This window comes from Tabrizicola sp. (assembly GCF_036781545.1).
Classification (GTDB): Bacteria; Pseudomonadota; Alphaproteobacteria; order Rhodobacterales; family Rhodobacteraceae; genus Tabrizicola.
Genome location: NZ_DAIQAT010000001.1, coordinates 50,086 through 70,297 on the forward strand (window position 1 = coordinate 50,086; position 20,212 = coordinate 70,297).

The window sequence follows — 20,212 nt, forward strand, 5'->3', positions numbered from 1 at the left end:
CACGATGAACGTGCTGATCGTCTATGCCCATCCAGAGCCCACCTCGTTCAACGGGGCGATGAAGGACCTGGCCGTCGCCACGCTGACCGAAGGCGGCCACCAGGTCGAGGTCTCGGACCTTTACGCCATGGGCTGGAACGCGGTCGCGGGGCCTGCCGATACGCCCGGGACTGATGCCCCGCGCTTCAGCCTTGCGCGCGAGCAGACCCTTGCGATGGAACAGGGCCGCATCGCCGCCGATATCGCGGCCGAGCAGGAAAAGCTGATCCGCGCCGACATGCTGATCCTGCAGTTCCCGATATGGTGGTTCGGCATGCCCGCGATCCTCAAGGGCTGGGCCGACCGCGTCCTCGCCCGGGGCTTCGCCTATCTGCCGGGACGGAAATACGACACCGGCATGTTCAAGGGAAAGCTTGCGATGGTGGCGACGACGACCGGCACCTCGGCCGACACCTATGCGCCCGATGGGATCGACGGCGATATCCTGACCGTGCTCTGGCCCGTCCACAACGGCCTCTTGCGCTATACCGGCTTCGATGTCCTGCCACCCCATGTGGCCTACATGCCGGGTCGCGAGGACGATGCCACCCGCGCCCGCCAGTTGCAGGCCTACAGAACTCGCCTCCAGACCATCGACCAGACGCCGCGCCTTTTCTTCCACCCGGCCGGGGATTACGGCCCGAACGAGCGTCTGAAGCCCGGCGTCCTCGCCCGGTCGGGACAGCAGCGCAATGTCTGAGGGTCCGCTCTCCGGCCTCCTCGTCGTCGCGCTGGAGCAGGCGGTGGCGGCACCCCTCTGCACCGTGCGACTGGCCGATGCCGGTGCCCGCGTCATCAAGATCGAGCGCGAGGGAGGCGAGACGGCGCGGGGTTATGACAGCACGGTCCACGGGTCCAGCGCCTATTTCGTCTGGCTGAACCGGGGCAAGGAAAGCGCGGTCCTTGACCTGAAGGGTGCCGATATCGCCCTGCTGTACTCCATGCTGGAGAAGGCCGATGTGCTGGTCCAGAACCTCGCCCCCGGCGCCTTGGCGCGTCTGGGCCTGACGGCAGAGGTGATAGCCACCCGGTTCCCCCGGCTGATCGCGGTGTCGATCAGCGGCTATGGCCAGGACACGGATTATGCGCCGATGCGGGCCTATGATATGCTGGTGCAGGCCGAGAGCGGCATCTGTTCGGTGACAGGCACACCAGAGACGCCCTGCAAGATCGGGGTCTCGGCTGCCGACATCGCCACGGGGACAAGCGCCCATGCCGCGATCCTGGAGGCGCTGATCGCCCGCGCGCGAACCGGACGCGGCCAGCAGATCGAAATCGCCATGTTCGATGCCATGGCCGACTGGATGGCCGTCCCGCTTCTGCACCATGAGCATTCCGGGCGCGACACGGGGCGGCATGGCCTGTCGCACGCCTCGATCTATCCCTATCGCCCCTTCCCCTGCGCGGATGGCACGCTGATCGTCGCCACGCAGAACAACGCGGAATGGCAAAGGTTCTGCGTTGCGCTGGGCCGTCCGGATATCGCCGCGCGTGCCGAGTTTGCAACCAATGCGCTGCGGGTCGCGAACCGCGAGGCGCTGGATGCCGAGCTTGAACCGCTCTTTGCCACCCTGACCGTGGCAGAGGTCATCGCCCGGATGGAAGCCGCCGCCATCGCCTGGGGCCGCCAGACCGAGGTGCGGGATCTGGGCCGCCACCCCGCCCTGCGCCGGGTCGAGGTGCAGACCGGCACGGCGACGGTCCTGCTGCCACGTCCGGCGGGCAGGGATGCCCGCTTCCGGCCCGGGCCCGTCCCCGCTCTCGGGGCCGAGACGGCGCGGATTCGCCGCGAGTTCGGGAAGGGCTGAATGAACCTTGATCATCTTCGCCAATGGATTGGCCGGGAAGAGGTCGTCGAGGATATCCTGACCCCCACCCTAGTCTCCCGGTTCAACGCGACTTTCGACCGACAAGACCCAGACCCGGTCCTGATCCACTTCTGCCTTGGCCTGCCGGCCGCCCCGACTTCCGCGCTGGGCCCCGATGGCCATCCGACGCGCGGCGGCTTCCTGCCCCCCGTGCCCCTGCAGCGGCGCATGTGGGCGGCGGGCAGCGTGACCTTTTTGGCCCCGATCCCGGTGAACCGCCCGGTCCAGCGCCGGTCCCGTATCAGCGATGTCACGGCCAAGACCGGACGCAGCGGGCCGCTGTGTTTCGTGACCGTCGAGCATCAGCTTCTCTCTGGCTCGGCCCCTCTGGTCGCCGAGCGTCAGGACATCGTCTATCGCGACCCAATGCCTGCGCTGGACTTGCCTCCTGCCCCTGCGGGGCAGGTGGTGCGCAAGGTTTCGCCCTCGGCGGTGCTGCTGTTTCGCTACTCGGCACTGACCTTCAACGCCCATCGCATCCATTACGACATGCCCTACGCCCAAGAGGACGAGGCCTATCCCGGCCTTGTCGTGCAGGGTCCGATGCAGGCGACGCTGCTCTGCCAGATGGCCCAGGATTTGAATGGCACGGCGCCGCGCCAGTTCGACTTCCGCAGCCTCGCGCCACTTTTCGCGTCCACGGACTTCACCCTGAACGCCGAAGAAACGCCCGAGGGCTTGCGTCTCTGGACCGCTGCCATCGGCGGCCCGATGGCAACGGAGGCGCGGGCGCGGTGGTGACGGCCCCTCTTCCGTCCCGACACGCGCCCACGCCCGGCGCGTTGGTGGGAGCAAGATAATGACCTTCTAGCGCCACAGAATGGTCATGAAGCAGAGATAATCGCGCTTTCAGCGGGTCTCTACAGTCGAGGTCAGACGGTATTCGGTTGGGTGTGTGCAAGGCAACGGATCAGGTGCCCGCAACAAGACACACATTCCTGCTGATGGGACCGAAATGCCTCGCACAATCTCCAACGCAATCCGCACCTGCGTCATTGCCCTGAGGGTATATCTGACTGCGGCACTGCTGGTTGCCATCGGGTTTTCGATCCCGACGCAAGCCCTGTCCCAAAGCGCGACCGTCTCGGCCAGCCCTTCCAGCTTCTCGTCGGTCGGCCAGCCGATCACGTTCACCTACACGATCAATCCCGGGTCCTACAACATGCTGTCGATCAGCGGGACCTCGCAGATCAAGGGTGTGCCGATCACCTGCCCCACCTTGCCCGCCGGCGGTACGATGTCTTCGTTCACTTGCAGCAGCACCTATACGGTCGATAGCCTTGACGACATGTCCGGCACGTTTGCGGATTTTGCGGTCTTCACCGGCACGCGAACGGGTGGCAACTTCAACATCACCAGCCCGACCCTGGCCGTTCCGAAATCCGGCGGCGGCCCCGTTGTGATGGATGTCAGCGCCTCGCCCAGCCCGGCAACCCCCGGCTCGACGGTCACCGTTTCTGCCACGATTTCCTCGATGGGTTGCAACGCAGGCCTCATGCCCCCCGGATCGCTGATCGTGGCGATCGGGTCGGACAGCCGGTCGTTGCCCCTGGTCGCGGATTTTCCCTACAGCACTGGCGACACCGTCAGCTTTACCAGCAACACGCTGGCTGCCGGGACCTATGCCCTGAGCGCAGCCTATGCAGGCGGCGCCGGATGTGCCGCGGGATCTGCCTCGGGAACCCTGGTGGTCGAGCCCCGTCCCACCGTCACCGTGGCCTCCCTTGGCCAGACGGGCAGCGCGCTGCACTTTTCCATCACCTTCAGTGCGCCCGTCACCGGCTTCACGCTGAGTGACATCATCCGCACCGCCTCGACCGGCACGCCGGGCTATTCGCTTGCAGGCTCCGGCGCGAGCTATACGCTGACCGCCAACGGCATGACCGCTCCCACCACCATCGGCGTTTCCGTCGCTGCAAATGTGGCCGGGACCGCTGCCGGCAGTCAGAACCTGTCGTCCGGCAGCCCCGTCTCTGCCACCTTCACCCCGCCGCCCAACCTGACTTCGGTGTCGCCCAGCACCGGTGCATCCGCGGGCGGAGACAGCGTGACCCTTACCGGACAATACTTCAGCGGGGCCACCGGCGTGACCTTCGGCGGCGCCTCCGCCACCGGCGTCACGGTGGTAAACGACAGCACCATCACTGCCACGACACCTGCGGGCGCTTCGGGGCCGGTCAGCGTGATCGTGACCACGCCATACGGCTCGAACACCGCCAACACGCTCTTTGCCTATCGAGATGCCCAGACGATCAGCTTTACCGATCCTGCAGACCGGACCTTCATCGCAAACGACTCCGTGCCGCTGGTGGCCACCGCCACCTCGGGCCTGACGGTCAGCTTCACCTCGGCCACGCCGACAGTCTGCTCGGTCACGGGTGCGACAGCCACGGTCCTGACCGGGGGCATCTGCACCATCAACGCCAACCAGGCCGGAGACGTGGCCTACAACCCCGCGCCCCAGGTCAGCCAGAGCTTCACCATCTCGCCCGCAAGCCAGACGATCAGCTTCACCGATCCTGCTGACATCTCTCCGTTCGTGCCGAACCAGGCCGTCGCTCTGACAGCCACGGCGACCTCGGGTCTTGCGGTCAGCTTCTCTTCGGCCACCCCTGCGGTCTGCTCGGTCTCGGGCACCACCGCCACGGTGCTGACCGCAGGCACCTGCTCCATCAACGCGGATCAGGCGGGAAGCATCAGCTACAGCGCCGCGCCCCAGGTCAGCCAGAGCTTTGATATCTCTCCGGCCGACCAGACGATCAGCTTCACCGATCCCGCGGATACCAGCTTTGTCGCCAACGGGGCCGTCCCGCTCAGCGCGACGGCCACTTCGGGTCTGGCCGTCAGCTTCAGCTCTTCGACGCCTGCGGTCTGCTCGGTCTCGGGCAGCGACGCGATCATGCTGGCCACCGGCACCTGCACAATCGCCGCCGATCAGGCCGGGGACATCAGCTACAACCCCGCACCCCAGGTCAGCCAGAGCTTCGTGATCAGCCAGGCGTCGCAGACGATCACCTTCACCGGCCCCGCCGATACCAGCTACGTTCCGAACGGGACCGTATCGCTCAGCGCAACGGCAACCTCGGGCCTGACCGTGACCTTCGCCTCGGATAGCCCCGCAATCTGCTCGGTCTCGGGCAATACGGCGACGATCCTTGCCGCAGGAACCTGCTCCATCGCTGCCGATCAGGCAGGGGATGCGAATTACAGCGCCGCGCCGCAGGTCGTTCGCACCTTCGCCATCACCCCGGCGGATCAGACCATCACCTTCACCTCGGCCCCGCCGAGCCCCGCTGTCTATGGCGGCCAGTACGCCGTTTCGGCCAGTGGCGGCGGTTCCAGCAATCCGGTGACGTTCAGTTCAACCAGCCTTGGCGTCTGCACAGTTTCTGGCAGCACGGTAGATTTTGTCGGCGTCGGCCTCTGCAGCCTCACGGCCTTCCAGGCTGGAGATGCGAACCATAACGACGGCTCGGCAGACCAGTCCTTCGCTGTCGATCCGCAGCCGCAGACGATCACCTTCGCACCATTGACGATCGCGCAGGGCTATCCCGGCGGTCCGACCTACGCGGTCTCGGCCACTGGTGGCGCCTCGGGTGAACCCGTCGTGCTGTCGGTCGATGCCGGTTCGGGCGCAAACTGCTCGCTGTCCGGCAATACCGTGACCTTCCTCGCCGCCGGGACATGCCGCATCAACGCCAACCAGGCCGGAACCGCGGTCTATGCGGCTGCCGACCAGGCAAGTCTCGACATTCCGGTCGCAAACAATACCGGCCCGACGGCCGATGCCGGGCCTGACCAGACCGGCATCAGCGAAGGCGCCACCGTCACGCTGGACGGAAGCGGATCCAGCGATCCAGACGCGGGGCAAACGCTGACGTTCAGCTGGGCTCAGGTCTCGGGACCGCCGGTAACGCTCTCCTCGATGACCGACGCCCAGCCCAGTTTTACCGCCCCGGCGCTGGTGAATGGCAATGCCTCCGAAACCATCGTCTTCGAGCTTACCGTCAGCGATGGCGTCGGCGGCACGGACACGGACCAGGTCTCGATCGGTATTGTCGATCTGACGAACCCAACGCTGGTGATCAGCGGGCTTCCTGATGCTGCGCGCATCGGCCAGCCCTTTACCGTCACGTTCACCTTCAGCGAGACCGTTACCGGTTTCGATGCCGTCGACGTTACCGTCAGCAATGCCAGCCTCGGCGGCTTTGCAGGCTCCGGCACGACCTACACCGCCACGATCACCCCGGATGGCAATGGCGACGTCAGCGTGACGGTCCCGGCAGGTGTCGCGGCGGACCTTGCCGGGAACCCGAACGAGGCGGCGGGTGCGACGGCCCCGTTCACCGCCAGCGCCGAGGCGGCTGAACTTGCGGCAAAAGAGGCGGTTGCCCGCAACCGGGCCCTCATCCAGTCGCAGCCCGATCTGACCCGCTTCCTCACCGGGGCGGGGCGCGGTGGCCTCACCTTCTCGGCCAAGGGCGCGACTGCCAGCTTCGATCTTGAAACCGACCCGGACAAACTGCTGTGGCTGCAGTTTTCCGGGCGCTGGGGAACAGGCGATCTTGCGGCGGATCAGTATCTGCACGGCGTTCTTGGTGCCCACCTGTACCGGACCGACACGTTCATCTTCGGCGCCATGCTGCAGGGTGACCACAGCAAGATGACGGACGGCATCGGCTCGGTCTCCGCGACGGGCTGGCTTGTCGGCCCCTATATTGTGGCAAGGCCGCAGGGCGGAAAGCTGATCTTCTCGGCTTCGTATCTTGCCGGACGTACCGACCTGTCGATCAGCCCGCTTGGCACCTATGTGGATAACGTGACCAGCGATCGTCAGTTGATGACCTTGTCGGTGGCGAACGAGATTCAGATGGGCAACACGCTGCTGCTCCCCCGCCTCGATATCGCCCGGGTGGTCGAGGATCGCCCCGCCTATATCGATGGCCTTGGCGCCCCCGTTCCGGCGGGCAGCCTGACCCTGACCGAGGCCAGTGCCGGGCTGGATTTCGAAACCTCACTCGTCGTGTCGGATGGAACCTCGCGCTTGACGGGCGGTCTGTCGGCGATCTATTCGCTGACCGACCAGGACGGCGCAAGCGACAACCGCACCCGTGGCCGGGTCAGCCTGGGCTGGCTAAGACAATACGACGACGGCCTGACAGTGAACTTCGATGCAAGCTATGACGGGATCGGGGCCTCGGACATCGGTTCGCTGGGCGTGGATTTCCGGGTATCGCTGGCCTTCTAGGCCCCAGCATCGAACGCCGCGTTTTTGGCCGGACCTCTGGCTGTTACCGGCTGCGCCGTGAGGAAACGCCCAGCGCTTTTGCCTCACGGTGGCAGCCTTAGCAGGAAGCCGCCTGTTCACGATCCCGTTCAGCGAGAAAATCTCGCAAATGGCGGCGAGCCACTTCTGTTGTTGTGCCCTTGACGCATCGCGCCAGTCTCTCAGGCCTTTCCTTCGGCCTTGAGCCCTGCCCAGGTCGGCCGCGCAAGCTCGAACCGGTCGTGGCTGCGGATATATTCCGACCCGAAGCTCCGGGCGACAAGATCCAGCGCATCGCTTTCGATATGGGCGCGCGCGGGGTCACGCAGGTAGCGATCCTCGATATGCACCGCCAGCACGCGCCCGATCACCACCGTCTGGCATGGCCCCGTGACAACAGACGAGAGCGCACGGCATTCGAAGGCGACCGGACTATCCGCAATCCGGGGCGGGGCGACGTGGTTGCTGGGCAGCGTCGCAAGGCCGGCCAACCGCAATTCATCCACTCCGCGGGGGGCGTCGGCCGCGGTCAGGTTCATCGCCTGAACCAGCCGCTCCGGCACCAGGTTCACCACGAACTCGCTAGTCTCGAGGATATTCAGCGCGGTATCCTTGAAGCCCCGGCCCGGTGCGGCCATCAGCCCAAGCGCTATGGTCGGCGGAGCCGAACCCATGACGTTGAAGAAGGAATAGGGCGCGGCGTTGATGCCTTCGCTGCCCTTTGTCACGACCCAGGCGATGGGCCGGGGGATCACCGTCGCAGCCAGAAGCTTGTAGGCGATGGGTTCGGGAACCTGGTCTAGATCGTAGCGCATCAGGCCCTTCGCACTGCCGGTTTCGCGCGGGTGTCCACGGTCAGCTGGAACACATCGGGCCTGGCGTAATGACCGGTCACATCGAAATCGAACTTGGCGCCCATCACCTCGTCCGGATTGATCTCCGCGTAAAGGATCGTCTCGCCGCTGAAGTCCGGGCCGGCCAGCACGCGCCCAAGCGGGGAAACGATGGCCGATCCGCCCCGCATCATCACGCGGTCGGGCTCATCCCCCAACGCGCTTTCATGGTCGGGTCCATAGGCCGCCCGGGTGATGTGCTGGCAGGCGGTCAGCACGAAGGTCCGTCCCTCCAGCGCGATGTGCTGCATTGTCGGAAGCCAGGTGTCGCGGTCATCGGCAGTTGGCGCGCAATAGAGGCTGACGCCCTGATGGTACATGTGCATCCGCAGGGCGGGCATGTAGTTCTCCCAGCAGATCACCGCGCCGATGGTGCCGAGATCGGTCTGGAAGACCGGCATGGTCGATCCATCGCCAAAGCCCCAGATCAGCCGTTCGCCTGCGGTCGGCATCAGCTTGCGGTGCTTGCCGACCAGCCCCTTGTCGCCGTCAAAGTAAAGAACCGTGCAATAGAGGGTCGCGCCCTCGCGTTCGATCACGCCGATGACAGCGAAGACCCCGGTCTCGGCGCAGGCCTCGCTCAGGCAGGCGAGCTCGGGGCCGTCGAGGTCGATGGCGGCGGCGTGGTAGCGGGCGAAGGCTTCGCGGCCCTCGGGTTTGCGCATCCCGATGGGCGCGCCAAAGCTTGCGCCCTTCGGATAGCCCCCGATCAGCGCCTCGGGGAAGACCACCAGCTTTGCGCCATTGGCGGCGGCCTCGCGCAGGCGGGCGGCGGCCTTTTCTGCGGTGGCCATCGGGTCGGCGGGAATCGAGGCGATCTGGACGACGGCGGCGGTGAAGGAGGCGGACATGGGAGACCTCGGCGCTTGGGGGAAGCCCCGGGGGTTTCACACCCCCGGGCCCCCGTGGGATACTGATGGACAGAAAATGCCGGGAGGGGCTTCCCGTCAATCCTCCGGCGTGGCGTCGACGACCGGGTGGCGGATCGTACCGATGCCCTCGACGGTGGCGACCACCACGTCGCCGGGTTTCAGCCATTCCTGCGGGGTGCGGCCGGCGCCGACGCCTTCGGGCGTGCCGCTGGCGATGATGTCGCCCGGCTCCAGCGTGATGCCCGTGGAAATGTCGGCGATCAGGTCATCCACCTTGAACAGCATGTGCCGGGTGTTCGACCGCTGCTTTTCCACCCCGTTGACCGTCAGCCACAGGTCCAGCACCTGCGGATCGGGAATCTCGTCCGCCGTGACGATCACCGGACCGAAGGGCGCATAGCTGTCCATGCCCTTCGAGAAGATCCACTGTCCCGCCCGCCTGTTGTCGCGGGCGGAAACGTCGATCATCACCGAATAGCCGAAGACATGCTCCAGCGCCTGCTCGCGTCGGATGCGCCGGGCGGTGGTACCGATGATCACGGCAAGCTCGACCTCCCAGTCCAGCTGTTTGGTGATCCGCACGTCGTGCTCGATCGCGTCGCCGGGGCCGATCACGGTGGTCGGCGGCTTCGAGAAAACGACCGGCTGCTTCGGCAGGTCCTTCGACGTATCCAGCGAGGCCGCGCTTTCCGCGACATGCTCGACATAGTTCAGGCCGATCCCGAAAATGTTCTTCCGGGGCCGGGGGATCGGGGCCAGGAGGCGCACATTGGCCAAAGCCGTCGCCGTGCCCGGCTTGTGGCGGCCCTGCGCCGCGTCAAGACAGGCGCGCAATGTCTCCAGCCCCGGGCGGCCGAGGTCTATCAGACCCAGCATGGTGGCCGGCAGGCTTTCGCCCTGCGACGCCGCCAGCCGTTCGACATCGACGACAAGGTCGCCGTCCAGCACACCAAGCCGCGCCGCTGCCTCGACCGAGGCGCGATAGGTCACAAGTTTCATGATCCGTCCCTACAGAAGCGGTTGCTGGCCGCCGTTTTCCCCGAAAGCCTCTTCCCGATACAGCCCGAGCGCCCGCATCACCGGCAGGTCGTTCAGGCAGAAGAGACAGGCATCCTCCCGGTCGGAAGCATTGACATGTTCGTGCCAGGCCCAGGAGGGCACACAGAAGATGTCGCGCTCGGCCCAGTCGAACCTCTTGCCATTGATGATCGAATGCCCTCGGCCCTTGGCGACATGGTACAGGTAGCTGCCGGTATGGCGGTGCGCCTTCGTATGCTCGCCCGGCCGCAGCATCTGCATGCTGGCACCCAGCGTCTGCATCACCGGCCCGTTCGTCACCGGGTTCACGTATTCCATCATGACGCCATCGAACGGGCTTCCCGCGGTGCAGCCTGCATATTTCGTCAGGGCATCGTAGGTCGGCGCCCATTCGTACTTGAACATCGGGCTGTAGCCCTTGCGCCAGCTTTCGCCATAGGGCGTCAGCCCCGGATTGCCCCAGGTTTTCGTCATGTCATCTACGGCATGGCCAACTGCCTGGTTCAGCTCGGGATGCACCTCGTAGAAATTCGCCTCCATCGCATTGACGAAGGGAATGTCCAGCCCGTCCTGCCAGAGGCAAAGCGAGCCATCTGCGCTCACCCCATGTTCATGCCAGGTGCCGTTCGGCGTTAGCACGAAGTCGTTCGCACCCAGCGTCATCTTGTGGCCGTCGACGACGGTGTAGGCCCCGCGCCCCTCCATGATGAAGCGGATCGCGCTGGCCGAATGGCGGTGCGCGCTTGCCACTTCGCCCGGGTTCATCACCTGCAGGCCCGCATAGATCCAGCCAACCGCCGCCGCCACATCCTGCCGCCCGGGGTTGTTCAGGTAGATGACCCGCCGGCCCGCCTTTTCCGGTGTCACCAGATCGACGCTGCGGATCACATGGTCGCGCAGGTCCCGGTAGCGCCAGACCACTGGCACCGACTGGCTTGCCGGCTGCCAGGGCTCAATCTTGTTCGCCACGGTCCATAGCGCGCCGGCATGAAACCCCTCCAGCTCGTCGTAATACGCCAGAAGTTCCGGCGTATCCTCGACATTGGCGCGTCCGATGACGTCTTCCCGATGGTTCTCGCGTCCGGTGGCCATGCTCTCTCCTTCCCGTGCAACGAGGCCCAACTATGCTTGGAAGAATTTTCGATGACAATATTTATTTTCGAAAATTATCGAATTGCGCGAACATATCAGGCTGGATAGACTTCCCGGACATTAAGGACGCGATCATGACCCTGGCGGAAAAAGCCTACGTTTCCCTGCGGAAAGACATCGTCGAGGGCTGTTTCGCGCCTCAAAGTCCGCTGCGCCTGGCCGACCTCAGCGAACGCTACGGCATGGGCTTCTCGCCCCTGCGCGAGGCGCTGAACCGCCTGCAGGCCGAACGTCTTGTCACCGCCGAATCCCTTCGCGGCTTCCGGGTCTCGGCGCGGTCGCTCGCCGAATTCGAGGACGCTCTTCAGGTCCGTCTCCTGATCGAGACCGAGGCCCTGCGCCTGTCGATCGCCAAGGGCGACGACGGATGGGCCGCTGCGGTCGTCGCTGCTCTCTACGCGCTTGGGCTGCAGACCCGGCGGCCTGACGGCGATGTCGGCGAGTTGAAGGCCCGCCACCATGCGTTCCACCGCGCGCTGCTGGCGGCCTGCGGATCGGACTGGCTGCTCGATTTCTTCGAAAGGCTGTATGCCGCGACCGAGCGCTACCGCATTCCCGCACTCACCGCCGCAGGTCCACAGAAGCGCGACATAGACGCCGAACACGGTGCCATCGCCGATGCCGTTCTTGCCCGGGACGCAGCTCTTGCCGAGCAACTCCTCCGCGACCACTATCTGCGGACCGCCGCGACGATCCGCTCCGGCATGTCGGGCACCTGACATCGCGCCGGTGTGCCACGCGGTGTGGAAAGCCTGATCCGCAGGGGGCATATCCCGCTACAGTAGCGGCCCGATCGTTGCGAAGGCGTTGTTCCAGATTCGCCGTGCGATGGACCAGCCACGCACTTCCTCGGGGGTCACCAGGACCGCGCTTGCCAGATACTCCATCTGGCGCCGACGAATGGCAGCGGTGAAATTCCTGTCGTGCAACAGGATATCGTTTTCGAAATTCAGGCCGAAGCTGCGGATGTCCATGTTGGAAGACCCCATGAAGGTGGTCTCGCCGTCCACGGTGATGATCTTGGAATGCAGCAGCCCGCCCTGATATTCCGCGATGGTCACGCCTGCCTCGGTCAGTTGCGGATAGAAGGACCGGCTGGCAGGCGCGACGAAGCCGGAATCGTTGCGGCGTGGCACGATCAGCGTAACCCGCGCCCCCGCGAAGGCAGCTGCGAGGATCGCCGAGCAGACCTCCTCGCCCGGAACGAAATAGGGGGTGGTGATGATCACCTCGCGCCGGGCCGTGCCGATGACGCGCGCGAACAGTTGTGCGGCCACATTGCGCCCGATGTTCGGCCCGGTGCCAACCGCCTGCGCCGGAAAGCCGTCCTCGAAACCAGCAACCGGACGGGTGAAATCCGCCAGTTCGCCGGGATCGTCGGCCAGCCAGTTCTGCGCGAAAAGCAGGTTCATCTGATGCGCCACGGGCCCCTCGTACCGCGCCATCACATCCACCCAGGGGGCGAATTTCGCCTTGGGCAGGAAGGCGGGATCGGCACAGTTCTGGCTGCCGCAATGGCAGATGCGGCCGTCGATCACCGTGATCTTCCGGTGGTTTCGCAGGTCGGGGCGGCGCTGGAAGATCGTGCGCAGCGGATTGCCCAGCGGCAGGGTGACCGAGGTGCCCACGCCTGCCTCCTTCATCCGCCGCCAGGTGTCCGAGGCGATGAACGAATGCGAGCCGATGGCGTCGATCATCGCCCGGCAGCGCACCCCGCGCCCGGCGGCGCGGATCATCGCTTCGGCCACGTTGCGCCCGGTCTGGTCTTCCAGCCAGATGTAATACAGGACACTGATCGACTCGGTTGCGGCATCCATGTCCTCGATCATGCGCGCCCGTGCGCCGTCGGGGCTGTCCAACAGTTCGGCGCGGTTGCCCTGCGTCATGCCGAAGCCATTGATCGAGGTGGCGAAGCCGCTGGCCGGTCCCCAGCGCGGAAGGTCCGGGGCGCTGCCGCTAGCCAGGACGGCGGGGCGGGTCGCGGCGACGGCGGCATCGATGCGTCGCCGGTCAGGACCGGAAAAATGGATCTCGCCAATCAGCAGGTACAGGATCAGGCCGAGGAAGGGCAGCGCCAGAAGCACGAGAATCCAGGCACTGCGCGTATGTGCGTCCAACTGGTTTCGCGAAAGGACGCGCAGGCTGACGAGGCAGAAGAGGGCCAGATGCAGGAGCGTGAGGAATGTCGTCATGCAGACGGAATACCATCCTTCCGATGGCGTCTCAAACCGTTAGGTTTGCCCGAAGCCTCGATGCCCGGGTCGGCTGGCGACAAGGTTGACCCGCGACATCGCCTCTGCCCATCCTGCGGGCCGTGGCGGCTCCCTTTCCTCGACGTGCCGGTACGAATCGCGCTTCGGGGGACGGGCTGATAGATTGTCTTTTCCGCGACTGCAGGAGAACAATGATGAGCGAGCACTTTGAAGTCGGCGATCACGTCGCCTGGAATTCCGAGGCCGGCCATGTCAGCGGCCGCATCATCAAGGTCCACACGCAGGACACCGACTACAAGGGCTATACGCATCACGCGAGCCCGGATGATCCGCAGTACGAGATCAAGAGCGACAAGACCGATCATGTCGCGATGCACAAGGGATCGGCCCTGAGAAGGATCGCGGACTGATGCTTCCGGACGCGGTGTTTGGGCGGGCGCTGCCTTTATGTCCCCAGCGCTGGTTCCGGCGGCCGGCTAAAACAGGTCCGGCTGCTCGGGTGGGTAGGTGATCGACACCCCGTCAACATGTGCGAAGGGCGTCAGCTTGTGCGGCCGACAACTGGTTTCCGACAGAATCTCGATGACCGGTACGCCGCGCACCTCCAGCGCATCGGCAACGAGCGAGCGATGGCAGCGCCACGGCACGGCCTCCGCACACATTATGGCTGTGCGCTTCTGCCGGCTTCCCCGGATGAGCGCCTCCACCGCATGACCAAACTCCGCGGTTTGCATGTAGTCGGCGTAGCCGCGGAAGCTCTCGTTGCGCCAACCAGCATTGGGAGAGTCCTTGCGGGTGCGCCGCAGACCGCCCAATGCTGCCATATGCGAATATTCGATGTGAGCCGCCTCCAGGCTGCTGGCAAGAGCCTCGCTCCCGAACTGCGGATTGCGCCGCGAGCCCGGCACGGTGCGGATATCGACGAGTTGCGCGATACTGTAGGCTTTCAAGAGCTCGATGAAGCGCTCGATCGGCAAGGTCGAATGCCCGACGGTGAAGATTGCGCTTTCCGGCCACTGCGCATCCTGCGGCAGAGCCTTGTCATTCATGATATGAACCGCGACGTGAGTGTTCCATCGAATGGATCTGGCCCCCCGATCGAAATGACCCGGATCAAATACCTCGACGACATCGTCGAGCAGGACCGCCGCACGATCAAGCGATGCCTTTGACCGCTGCTTGGGTTCAAGCCCTTCCTCCACCCTTTCGTCGCAGTCCACCCATACCGGCCCGAGACCTTGGCCACCTCTCTGCCGCCCGGAGCAAGCTCCGCGTGCGACTTCGTCCTCTCGTCTCAAGGAGCGTCGGTCAGAAGTCGAAGAGATCGCTCAGGAAGCTTTCCTTGCGCTTCTTCTTGTAACCGTGACGGTAATCGTCGTCATCGTCCCGGCGGCGGCGGTCATCCTCGCGGTAGGCGGCGCGCGGCTCGGGCTGGTAGACCGGCTGGGCCGCTTGCTGCGGCGACGGCGAGGGTGCTGCGGCGGGACCGCCGAGGGAGCGGTCGATGATCTTGTCCAGCTCGCCCCGGTCCAGCCAGACGCCGCGGCATTTCGGGCAGTAGTCGATCTCGACCCCGCCACGGTCGGCCATCACCAGGGTTTCATTGTCGACCGGACAGCGCATGTGATTCTTCCTTCCATGTGACAGGTCGTTACATGGGGTCGCGAACCGGCCTCGCAAGGGTCGTTTCAAAGCTTGCGCGGATTGCCGCGAACGTGCAGGAAGGGGTGAGCCGTGGCGATGGCGTCGCCACAGGGGCTGGTTTCGAAAGAACGGTCGCCCCGACGCTTGCGGACCCGATGCGTTTCGGGGCGCTTCCGTCCTGTACGCCGGGACCTTTCGGGGTCTCAGGGCGTTGTGCCAGACCCCTGCACATGAGGTCTGGACATGTCCTTGAACCGTCCCGAGATGTATCGCTTCCACAATGGCGGCCAGAAGCACGCCCTGCCCTTCGCCGACCAGGAATACCATGACCGGCTGGAAGGCCTGCGCGAAATCATGGATCTGCACGGGCTGGATGCGGTGGTGCTGACCTCCATCCACAATGTCGCCTATTACTCGGGCTTCCTCTACTGCTCATTCGGGCGGCCCTATGCCTGCGTGGTGACGAAGACCGACTGCGTCACCATCAGCGCCGGGATCGACGCAGGCCAGCCCTGGCGGCGGTCGGTCGGGGACAACATCACCTATACCGACTGGGCGCGCGACAACATGTGGCGGGCGGTGGCTTCGGTCACCGGAACGGGCAAGGCGGTGGGATGCGAGGCGGACCATCTGACGATGGAACGGGCCGAGAAGTTCAACACCTTCCTGAAGCCGAAGCGGGGGATGGATATCGCGCCCGCGACGATGCACCAGCGGCTGATGAAGTCGCCAGCCGAGATCGCATTGATCAAGCATGGGGCGAACGTGGCGGACGTGGGCGGCTATGCGATCCGCGAGGCGATTGCGCTGGGGGCGACGGAGCTTGAGATCGCCATCGCCGGGCGGGACGCGATGGAGCGCGAGATCGCCAGACGCTTCCCGGATGCGGAATATCGCGACACCTGGGTCTGGTTCCAGTCGGGCATCAACACAGACGGGGCGCACAACCCGGTGACGAACCGGAAGCTGCAGCATGGCGATATCCTGAGCCTGAACTGCTTTCCGATGATCAGCGGCTACTACACCGCGCTGGAGCGGACGCTGTTCCTGGGCGAGGTGGACGATGCCAGCATGAAGGTCTGGCAGACCAACCTCGACAGCCATGAGTTCGGGATGACGCTTCTGAAGCCGGGGGCGAGCTGTGCCGAGATCACCATGAAGATCAACGAGTTCCTGGCCGACCGGCAGATGCTGCAATACCGGACCTTCGGCTATGGGCACAGTTTCGGGGTCCTGTCGCACTACTACGGTCGCGAGGCGGCGCTGGAGCTGCGCGAGGACATCGACACGGTGCTGGAACCAGGGATGGTGATCTCGATGGAACCGATGCTGACGATCCCCGAGGGGATGCCGGGGGCGGGCGGATACCGCGAGCACGACATCTTCGTCGTCACCGAGGACGAGCCCGAGGGCATCACGCATTATCCCTACGGGCCCGCGTTCAACGTGGTGGGGTAAGGCGTCGGGCCGGGGCTTCCCCCGGCCCGGCCGTTCAGGCCCGCTTGACCACGCGGATCAGCAGCAAGAGGATCACCGCGCCGATGGTGGCGTGGATGATCGCGCCCAGGATGCCGCTGCCGATGACGATACCGATCCGGGGCAGCAGGAAGGTCGCGATCAGGGCGCCGACGATGCCGATGACGATATTGCCGACAAGGCCGTAGCCGTAGCCCTCGACGATCAGACCGGCGAGCCATCCGGCCACGCCGCCGATGACGAGGGTAAGGATAAGTGCTGTGATGTCCATTCTGGTCCCTTTCCGCCCGTAACGGGCCGAGGCCAAGGGTAACGCAAAACGGCGCGAGGTGTGACTGGAAGTTGCATCCCGCCAACCGGCCGTGGAATCCCGTGCTTTGCGCTTTCCCGCCGGAATCGGCTCTCGGGACGGCAAGTATTGTAAAGATTCAGGAAAATTCGATCCGACAGGGGTTGACGGAAGCCGTCGGGCATGGCGCAAGGTGGCCTTAGCTGCCCTTCAGATGAGTCTGCCAACGTGACCCACTCCCTTGCCCGGATCCTCGCGATCCTTGCCCTTCCCTTGCTTGCCGCCTGTGCAGGCACCGCGAAACAGACCGCGCCCGAGGTCGTCCCCGGCTACGAGGGCGTCCAGGACGGGGAGTTCTTCATCGAAGCCGTCCCGGCGAAATACCTGCAGGACGGCAACATCCGGACCGAGGTTACCTACACCGGGCCGGAAGCACCCGGCACGGTGGTGGTCGATACCTTCGCGCGGAAGCTCTATCTGGTGAACGAGGGCGGGACGGCGACACGCTATCCCATCGCGGTGGGCCGGGAAGGCCTGTCGTTCCGGGGAACGGGCACGGTGGGGCGCAAGGCGGAATGGCCGTCGTGGCAGCCGACGGCAAACATGATCCGTACCCGGCCCGACCTTTATGCAGCCTACGCCGGCGGGTTGCCGGGCGGGCTGATGAACCCCCTGGGGGCGCGGGCGCTGTATCTTTATCGCGGGTCGCGGGACACGATGTTCCGCATCCACGGCACCTCGGACGCGGCTTCGGTCGGCCATGCAACCAGTGCAGGCTGCATTCGCCTGTTCAACCAGGACGCCATCGACCTTTACAACAAGGTGCCGAACGGAACCCGGGTGAAGGTGCGGACCGAGGCCGAGAGCATGGCGCTGGAAGGCCCGCAGATGCTGAACGCCTATGGCCACATGGTCCCGGAATCGCCGGAAAACCTGGCGAAGAAGGAAAAGGACGAAGCCGCGCTGGCCAGGCAGGAGGCCAAGGACCGGGCCGCTTTCGAGAAGGCCGAGAAGAAACGTCTGGCCGCCTGCGCGCGCCGCGGCATCCCGGATGCCGAATGCGCCCCGCCGGAAAGCGTGGCGACCGTCACCGTGGGCACCTCGGACGCTGGCTAAAGCCGGATGACGTAATCCTTCAGGGTGGTCTGCACGACCTCCCATGTACCCTCGAACCCCGGGCGGATGATCATGCTGTCGCCCGGGTGCAGCTGGGTGACGCTGCCATCGGCGGCGGTCAGCAGCGAATAGCCGCTAAGGATGCGGAAATATTCCCATTCGGAATAGCTGACCCGCCACTTGCCGGGGGTGGATTGCCACAGGCCCGCATAAAGCCCGTCGCTCTCTTCCAGGTTCCAGGTCGAGTGGACGGGATTGCCCGAGATAAGCCGGTCGGGCGCTGGCCCGCCGATCTCGGGGGCCGTTCCGTCGCGGCTGACGCGCTGGATCAGGGGCATGGGTGACTCCTTTTTCCGGCATTCAGGACGCGGGGGCGGCCGGGGTCAACCCTCTGGCGCGGAGGTCGGCGGTGCTGCGCTGCGGCGCAAATCTGTTGCGGCGGCGGTCCGCTTGTGCCCATATGACGGGCAGAAAGCGAAAGCGGAGCCCCAGAGATGAGCGCCACTTCCCCCGTCCGGCCCGTTCTTCCCCCCGACATCCGCGCCCGCAAGGGTGGTGCGCCGCTGGTGGTGCTGACCGCCTATTCCACCCCGGTCGCCCGGCTGGTGGATGCGCATTGCGACGTGGTGCTGGTGGGGGATTCGGTCGGGATGGTGATCCACGGCCTGCCCTCGACGCTGGGCGTGACGATGGAGATGATGATCCTGCACGGAAAGGCCGTGGTCCGCGGCGCTGAGAAGGCGATGCCGGTGATCGACATGCCCTTCGGATCCTACGAGGAGGGGCCGAAGCAGGCCTTCCGCAATGCCACGCGCCTGATGGCCGAGACCGGGGCCCCGGCGGTCAAGCTGGAAGGCGGGCAGCATATGGCCGAGACCATCGCCTTCCTGACCGCGCGGGGGGTCCCGGTAATGGCGCATGTCGGCCTCACGCCGCAAGCGGTGAACACTCTGGGCGGCTACAAGGTGGTGGGCCGGGCGGAAGAAGCCGAAAAGGTGATGGCCGACGCCCGCGCGGTCGAGGAGGCGGGGGCCTTCGCGGTGGTGCTGGAAAAGGTGCCCGAGGGGCTGGCGGCGCGGATCACGCAAGGGCTGGCGATCCCGACCATCGGGATCGGGGCCGGGGTGCGCTGCGACGGACAGGTGCTGGTGGTGGACGACATGCTGGGGCTTTTCACCGAGTTCCGGCCCAAGTTCGTCAAGCGCTATGCCGAACTTGGGAAAGCGGCGGACGAGGCGATTGCGGCCTATGCCGCCGAGGTGCGCGCCCGCGCCTTCCCGGCAGCGGAGCATTCCTTCCCAGATGTGGTTCCGGTGAAGCAATGATCCCGATCCTGCGGACGGTGGCCGACCTGCGCGCCCTGGCGCGGGGCTGGCGCGCGAAAGGCGAAACCATCGGCGTGGTCCCGACCATGGGGGCGCTGCATGACGGACATCTGTCGCTGGCGCGGCGGGCGCGCGAGGAATGCGACCGGGTGGTCACCACGATCTTCGTGAATCCCAAGCAGTTCAACAATCCGGACGACCTGAAGAAATATCCCCGCAGCGAAGAGGCGGACGCGAAGCTCTTGGGGACGGTCCCGGTGGATGCGATCTTCGTGCCCCCGGTGGAAGAGGTCTATCCCGAGGGGTTCATCACCACCGTGTCGATGCAGGGGGTGGCGCAGCCGCTGGAGGGGCACATGCGGCCCGGCCATTTCGACGGGGTGGCGACGGTGGTGACGAAGCTTTTCGGCATGAGCCTCGCAGACAGGGGCTATTTCGGCCAGAAGGACTGGCAGCAGCTGCAGGTGGTGCTGCGGCTGGTGCGCGACCTGAACGTGCCCGTAGAGGTGGTGGGCTGCGAGACGATCCGCGAGGCGGACGGGCTGGCGATGAGTTCCCGCAACGTGCGGCTGACGCCGGGCGGGCGGGCGAAGGCGCCGGTCCTTTACGCCGCGATCACCCGGGCCGCCGGGGACATTCGCTCGGGCCATGCCGACCGGATGGCGATCCGCGAGGCGGCCGAGGCGATGCGCGAAGCGGGGTTCGAGCGAGTGGAATATATCGAGCTGCGCGATGCCGAGACGCTGATGCCCTCGGACGACCCGCGCCGCCCGCGCCGGATGCTGGCGGCGGCCTGGGTCGATGGCGTGCGGCTGATCGACAACATCCCGGTGTGAGGGGCGGCTTTCAAGCGGAGCGCTGACGCGCGTACCCTTTGTCTCGTCGTCGGGCTGCGCCTCCTCCTCGGTCGCTGGGGGCGCTTCGCTCCCCAAACCCCCCGAGAGTATTTCTCAAGGAGCAAATGCGGGATTCCGCGCTTGGCGGATGGCGCCAGTTGCTGCAAGACTTGCGCCGTTCAGCG

General features: G+C 65.5%; 18 protein-coding genes and 1 pseudogene. 10 read left to right on the top strand and 9 right to left on the bottom strand.

Translation table 11 applies throughout. The features are described from left to right. Positions 1-4: 4 nt before the first annotated feature. From V7Q39_RS00235 to V7Q39_RS00250, 4 genes are all read left to right on the top strand, one after another. Entirely contained in the window at positions 5-739 is a 735-nt protein-coding gene (locus tag V7Q39_RS00235) for an NAD(P)H-dependent oxidoreductase (protein ID WP_333814189.1), read from the top strand. After that, on the top strand, positions 732-1,847 hold the full coding sequence (locus tag V7Q39_RS00240) for a CaiB/BaiF CoA transferase family protein (RefSeq protein WP_333814190.1): 1,116 nt from the start codon (positions 732-734) through the stop codon (positions 1,845-1,847). Before V7Q39_RS00235 ends, V7Q39_RS00240 begins: the two co-directional genes overlap by 8 nt. Next, the gene (locus V7Q39_RS00245; RefSeq protein ID WP_333814191.1) at positions 1,848-2,648 is read left to right on the top strand and encodes an FAS1-like dehydratase domain-containing protein; all 801 of its coding nucleotides are present in this window, start codon (positions 1,848-1,850) and stop codon (positions 2,646-2,648) included. A 214-nt stretch (positions 2,649-2,862) separates the two neighbouring features. Then, entirely contained in the window at positions 2,863-7,155 is a 4,293-nt protein-coding gene (locus V7Q39_RS00250; protein WP_333814192.1) for an Ig-like domain-containing protein, read from the top strand. Between the two features lie 200 nt (positions 7,156-7,355). Here the strand turns inward: V7Q39_RS00250 and V7Q39_RS00255 are convergent, their stop codons facing one another. From V7Q39_RS00255 to V7Q39_RS00270, 4 genes are all read right to left on the bottom strand, one after another. Beyond that, a complete protein-coding gene (locus V7Q39_RS00255) occupies positions 7,356-7,988 on the bottom strand; it encodes a flavin reductase family protein (protein WP_333814193.1) in 633 nt (210 codons plus the stop codon). After that, a complete protein-coding gene (locus V7Q39_RS00260; RefSeq protein ID WP_333814194.1) occupies positions 7,988-8,917 on the bottom strand; it encodes a carbon-nitrogen hydrolase family protein in 930 nt (309 codons plus the stop codon). Before V7Q39_RS00260 ends, V7Q39_RS00255 begins: the two co-directional genes overlap by 1 nt. Positions 8,918-9,013: 96 nt before the next feature. After that, positions 9,014-9,937, bottom strand: a complete 924-nt coding sequence (locus V7Q39_RS00265; protein WP_333814195.1) for a fumarylacetoacetate hydrolase family protein — start codon at positions 9,935-9,937, stop codon at positions 9,014-9,016. A gap of 9 nt (positions 9,938-9,946) precedes the next feature. Further along, the gene (locus V7Q39_RS00270) at positions 9,947-11,068 is read right to left on the bottom strand and encodes a cupin domain-containing protein (RefSeq protein ID WP_333814196.1); all 1,122 of its coding nucleotides are present in this window, start codon (positions 11,066-11,068) and stop codon (positions 9,947-9,949) included. Between the two features lie 134 nt (positions 11,069-11,202). Here V7Q39_RS00270 and V7Q39_RS00275 point away from each other — a divergent pair, with 134 nt between their 5' ends. Continuing rightward, entirely contained in the window at positions 11,203-11,847 is a 645-nt protein-coding gene (locus V7Q39_RS00275; RefSeq protein ID WP_333814197.1) for a GntR family transcriptional regulator, read from the top strand. A gap of 57 nt (positions 11,848-11,904) precedes the next feature. Here the strand turns inward: V7Q39_RS00275 and V7Q39_RS00280 are convergent, their stop codons facing one another. Next, the gene (locus V7Q39_RS00280) at positions 11,905-13,320 is read right to left on the bottom strand and encodes a phospholipase D-like domain-containing protein (protein ID WP_333814198.1); all 1,416 of its coding nucleotides are present in this window, start codon (positions 13,318-13,320) and stop codon (positions 11,905-11,907) included. A 215-nt stretch (positions 13,321-13,535) separates the two neighbouring features. Between V7Q39_RS00280 and V7Q39_RS00285 the strand changes: the two genes are divergently transcribed. Further along, positions 13,536-13,751 (top strand): DUF2945 domain-containing protein, encoded by a 216-nt coding sequence (locus tag V7Q39_RS00285; RefSeq protein ID WP_333814199.1) that lies wholly within the window; start codon positions 13,536-13,538, stop codon positions 13,749-13,751. Positions 13,752-13,817: 66 nt separating this feature from the next. On the opposite strand, the gene V7Q39_RS00290 is transcribed toward V7Q39_RS00285, so the two are convergent. Beyond that, positions 13,818-14,561: a DUF488 domain-containing protein gene (locus V7Q39_RS00290; protein WP_333814200.1), complete on the bottom strand. Its 744-nt coding sequence runs from the start codon at positions 14,559-14,561 to the stop codon at positions 13,818-13,820. An 88-nt stretch (positions 14,562-14,649) separates the two neighbouring features. Continuing rightward, positions 14,650-14,964, bottom strand: coding sequence for a TFIIB-type zinc ribbon-containing protein (locus V7Q39_RS00295; protein ID WP_333814201.1), 315 nt, complete (start codon positions 14,962-14,964; stop codon positions 14,650-14,652). Between the two features lie 270 nt (positions 14,965-15,234). Here V7Q39_RS00295 and V7Q39_RS00300 point away from each other — a divergent pair, with 270 nt between their 5' ends. Next, complete coding sequence (locus tag V7Q39_RS00300; RefSeq protein WP_333814284.1) at positions 15,235-16,443, top strand: M24 family metallopeptidase; 1,209 nt, start codon at positions 15,235-15,237, stop codon at positions 16,441-16,443. Positions 16,444-16,477: 34 nt separating this feature from the next. Here the strand turns inward: V7Q39_RS00300 and V7Q39_RS00305 are convergent, their stop codons facing one another. Beyond that, positions 16,478-16,732: a GlsB/YeaQ/YmgE family stress response membrane protein gene (locus V7Q39_RS00305; RefSeq protein WP_333814202.1), complete on the bottom strand. Its 255-nt coding sequence runs from the start codon at positions 16,730-16,732 to the stop codon at positions 16,478-16,480. Positions 16,733-16,933: 201 nt separating this feature from the next. Here V7Q39_RS00305 and V7Q39_RS00310 point away from each other — a divergent pair. Further along, positions 16,934-17,701 (top strand): annotated as a pseudogene (locus V7Q39_RS00310) (L,D-transpeptidase); the annotation flags it as partial. A gap of 161 nt (positions 17,702-17,862) precedes the next feature. Here the strand turns inward: V7Q39_RS00310 and V7Q39_RS00315 are convergent. After that, a complete protein-coding gene (locus V7Q39_RS00315) occupies positions 17,863-18,204 on the bottom strand; it encodes a cupin domain-containing protein (RefSeq protein WP_333814204.1) in 342 nt (113 codons plus the stop codon). A gap of 156 nt (positions 18,205-18,360) precedes the next feature. On the opposite strand from V7Q39_RS00315, the gene panB reads away from it, so the two are divergent. Next, positions 18,361-19,191, top strand: coding sequence for a 3-methyl-2-oxobutanoate hydroxymethyltransferase (panB, locus tag V7Q39_RS00320; protein ID WP_333814205.1), 831 nt, complete (start codon positions 18,361-18,363; stop codon positions 19,189-19,191). Further along, positions 19,188-20,027, top strand: coding sequence for a pantoate--beta-alanine ligase (gene panC, locus V7Q39_RS00325; RefSeq protein WP_333814206.1), 840 nt, complete (start codon positions 19,188-19,190; stop codon positions 20,025-20,027). The genes panB and panC overlap by 4 nt, the downstream gene beginning before the upstream one ends. Positions 20,028-20,212: the final 185 nt, after the last annotated feature.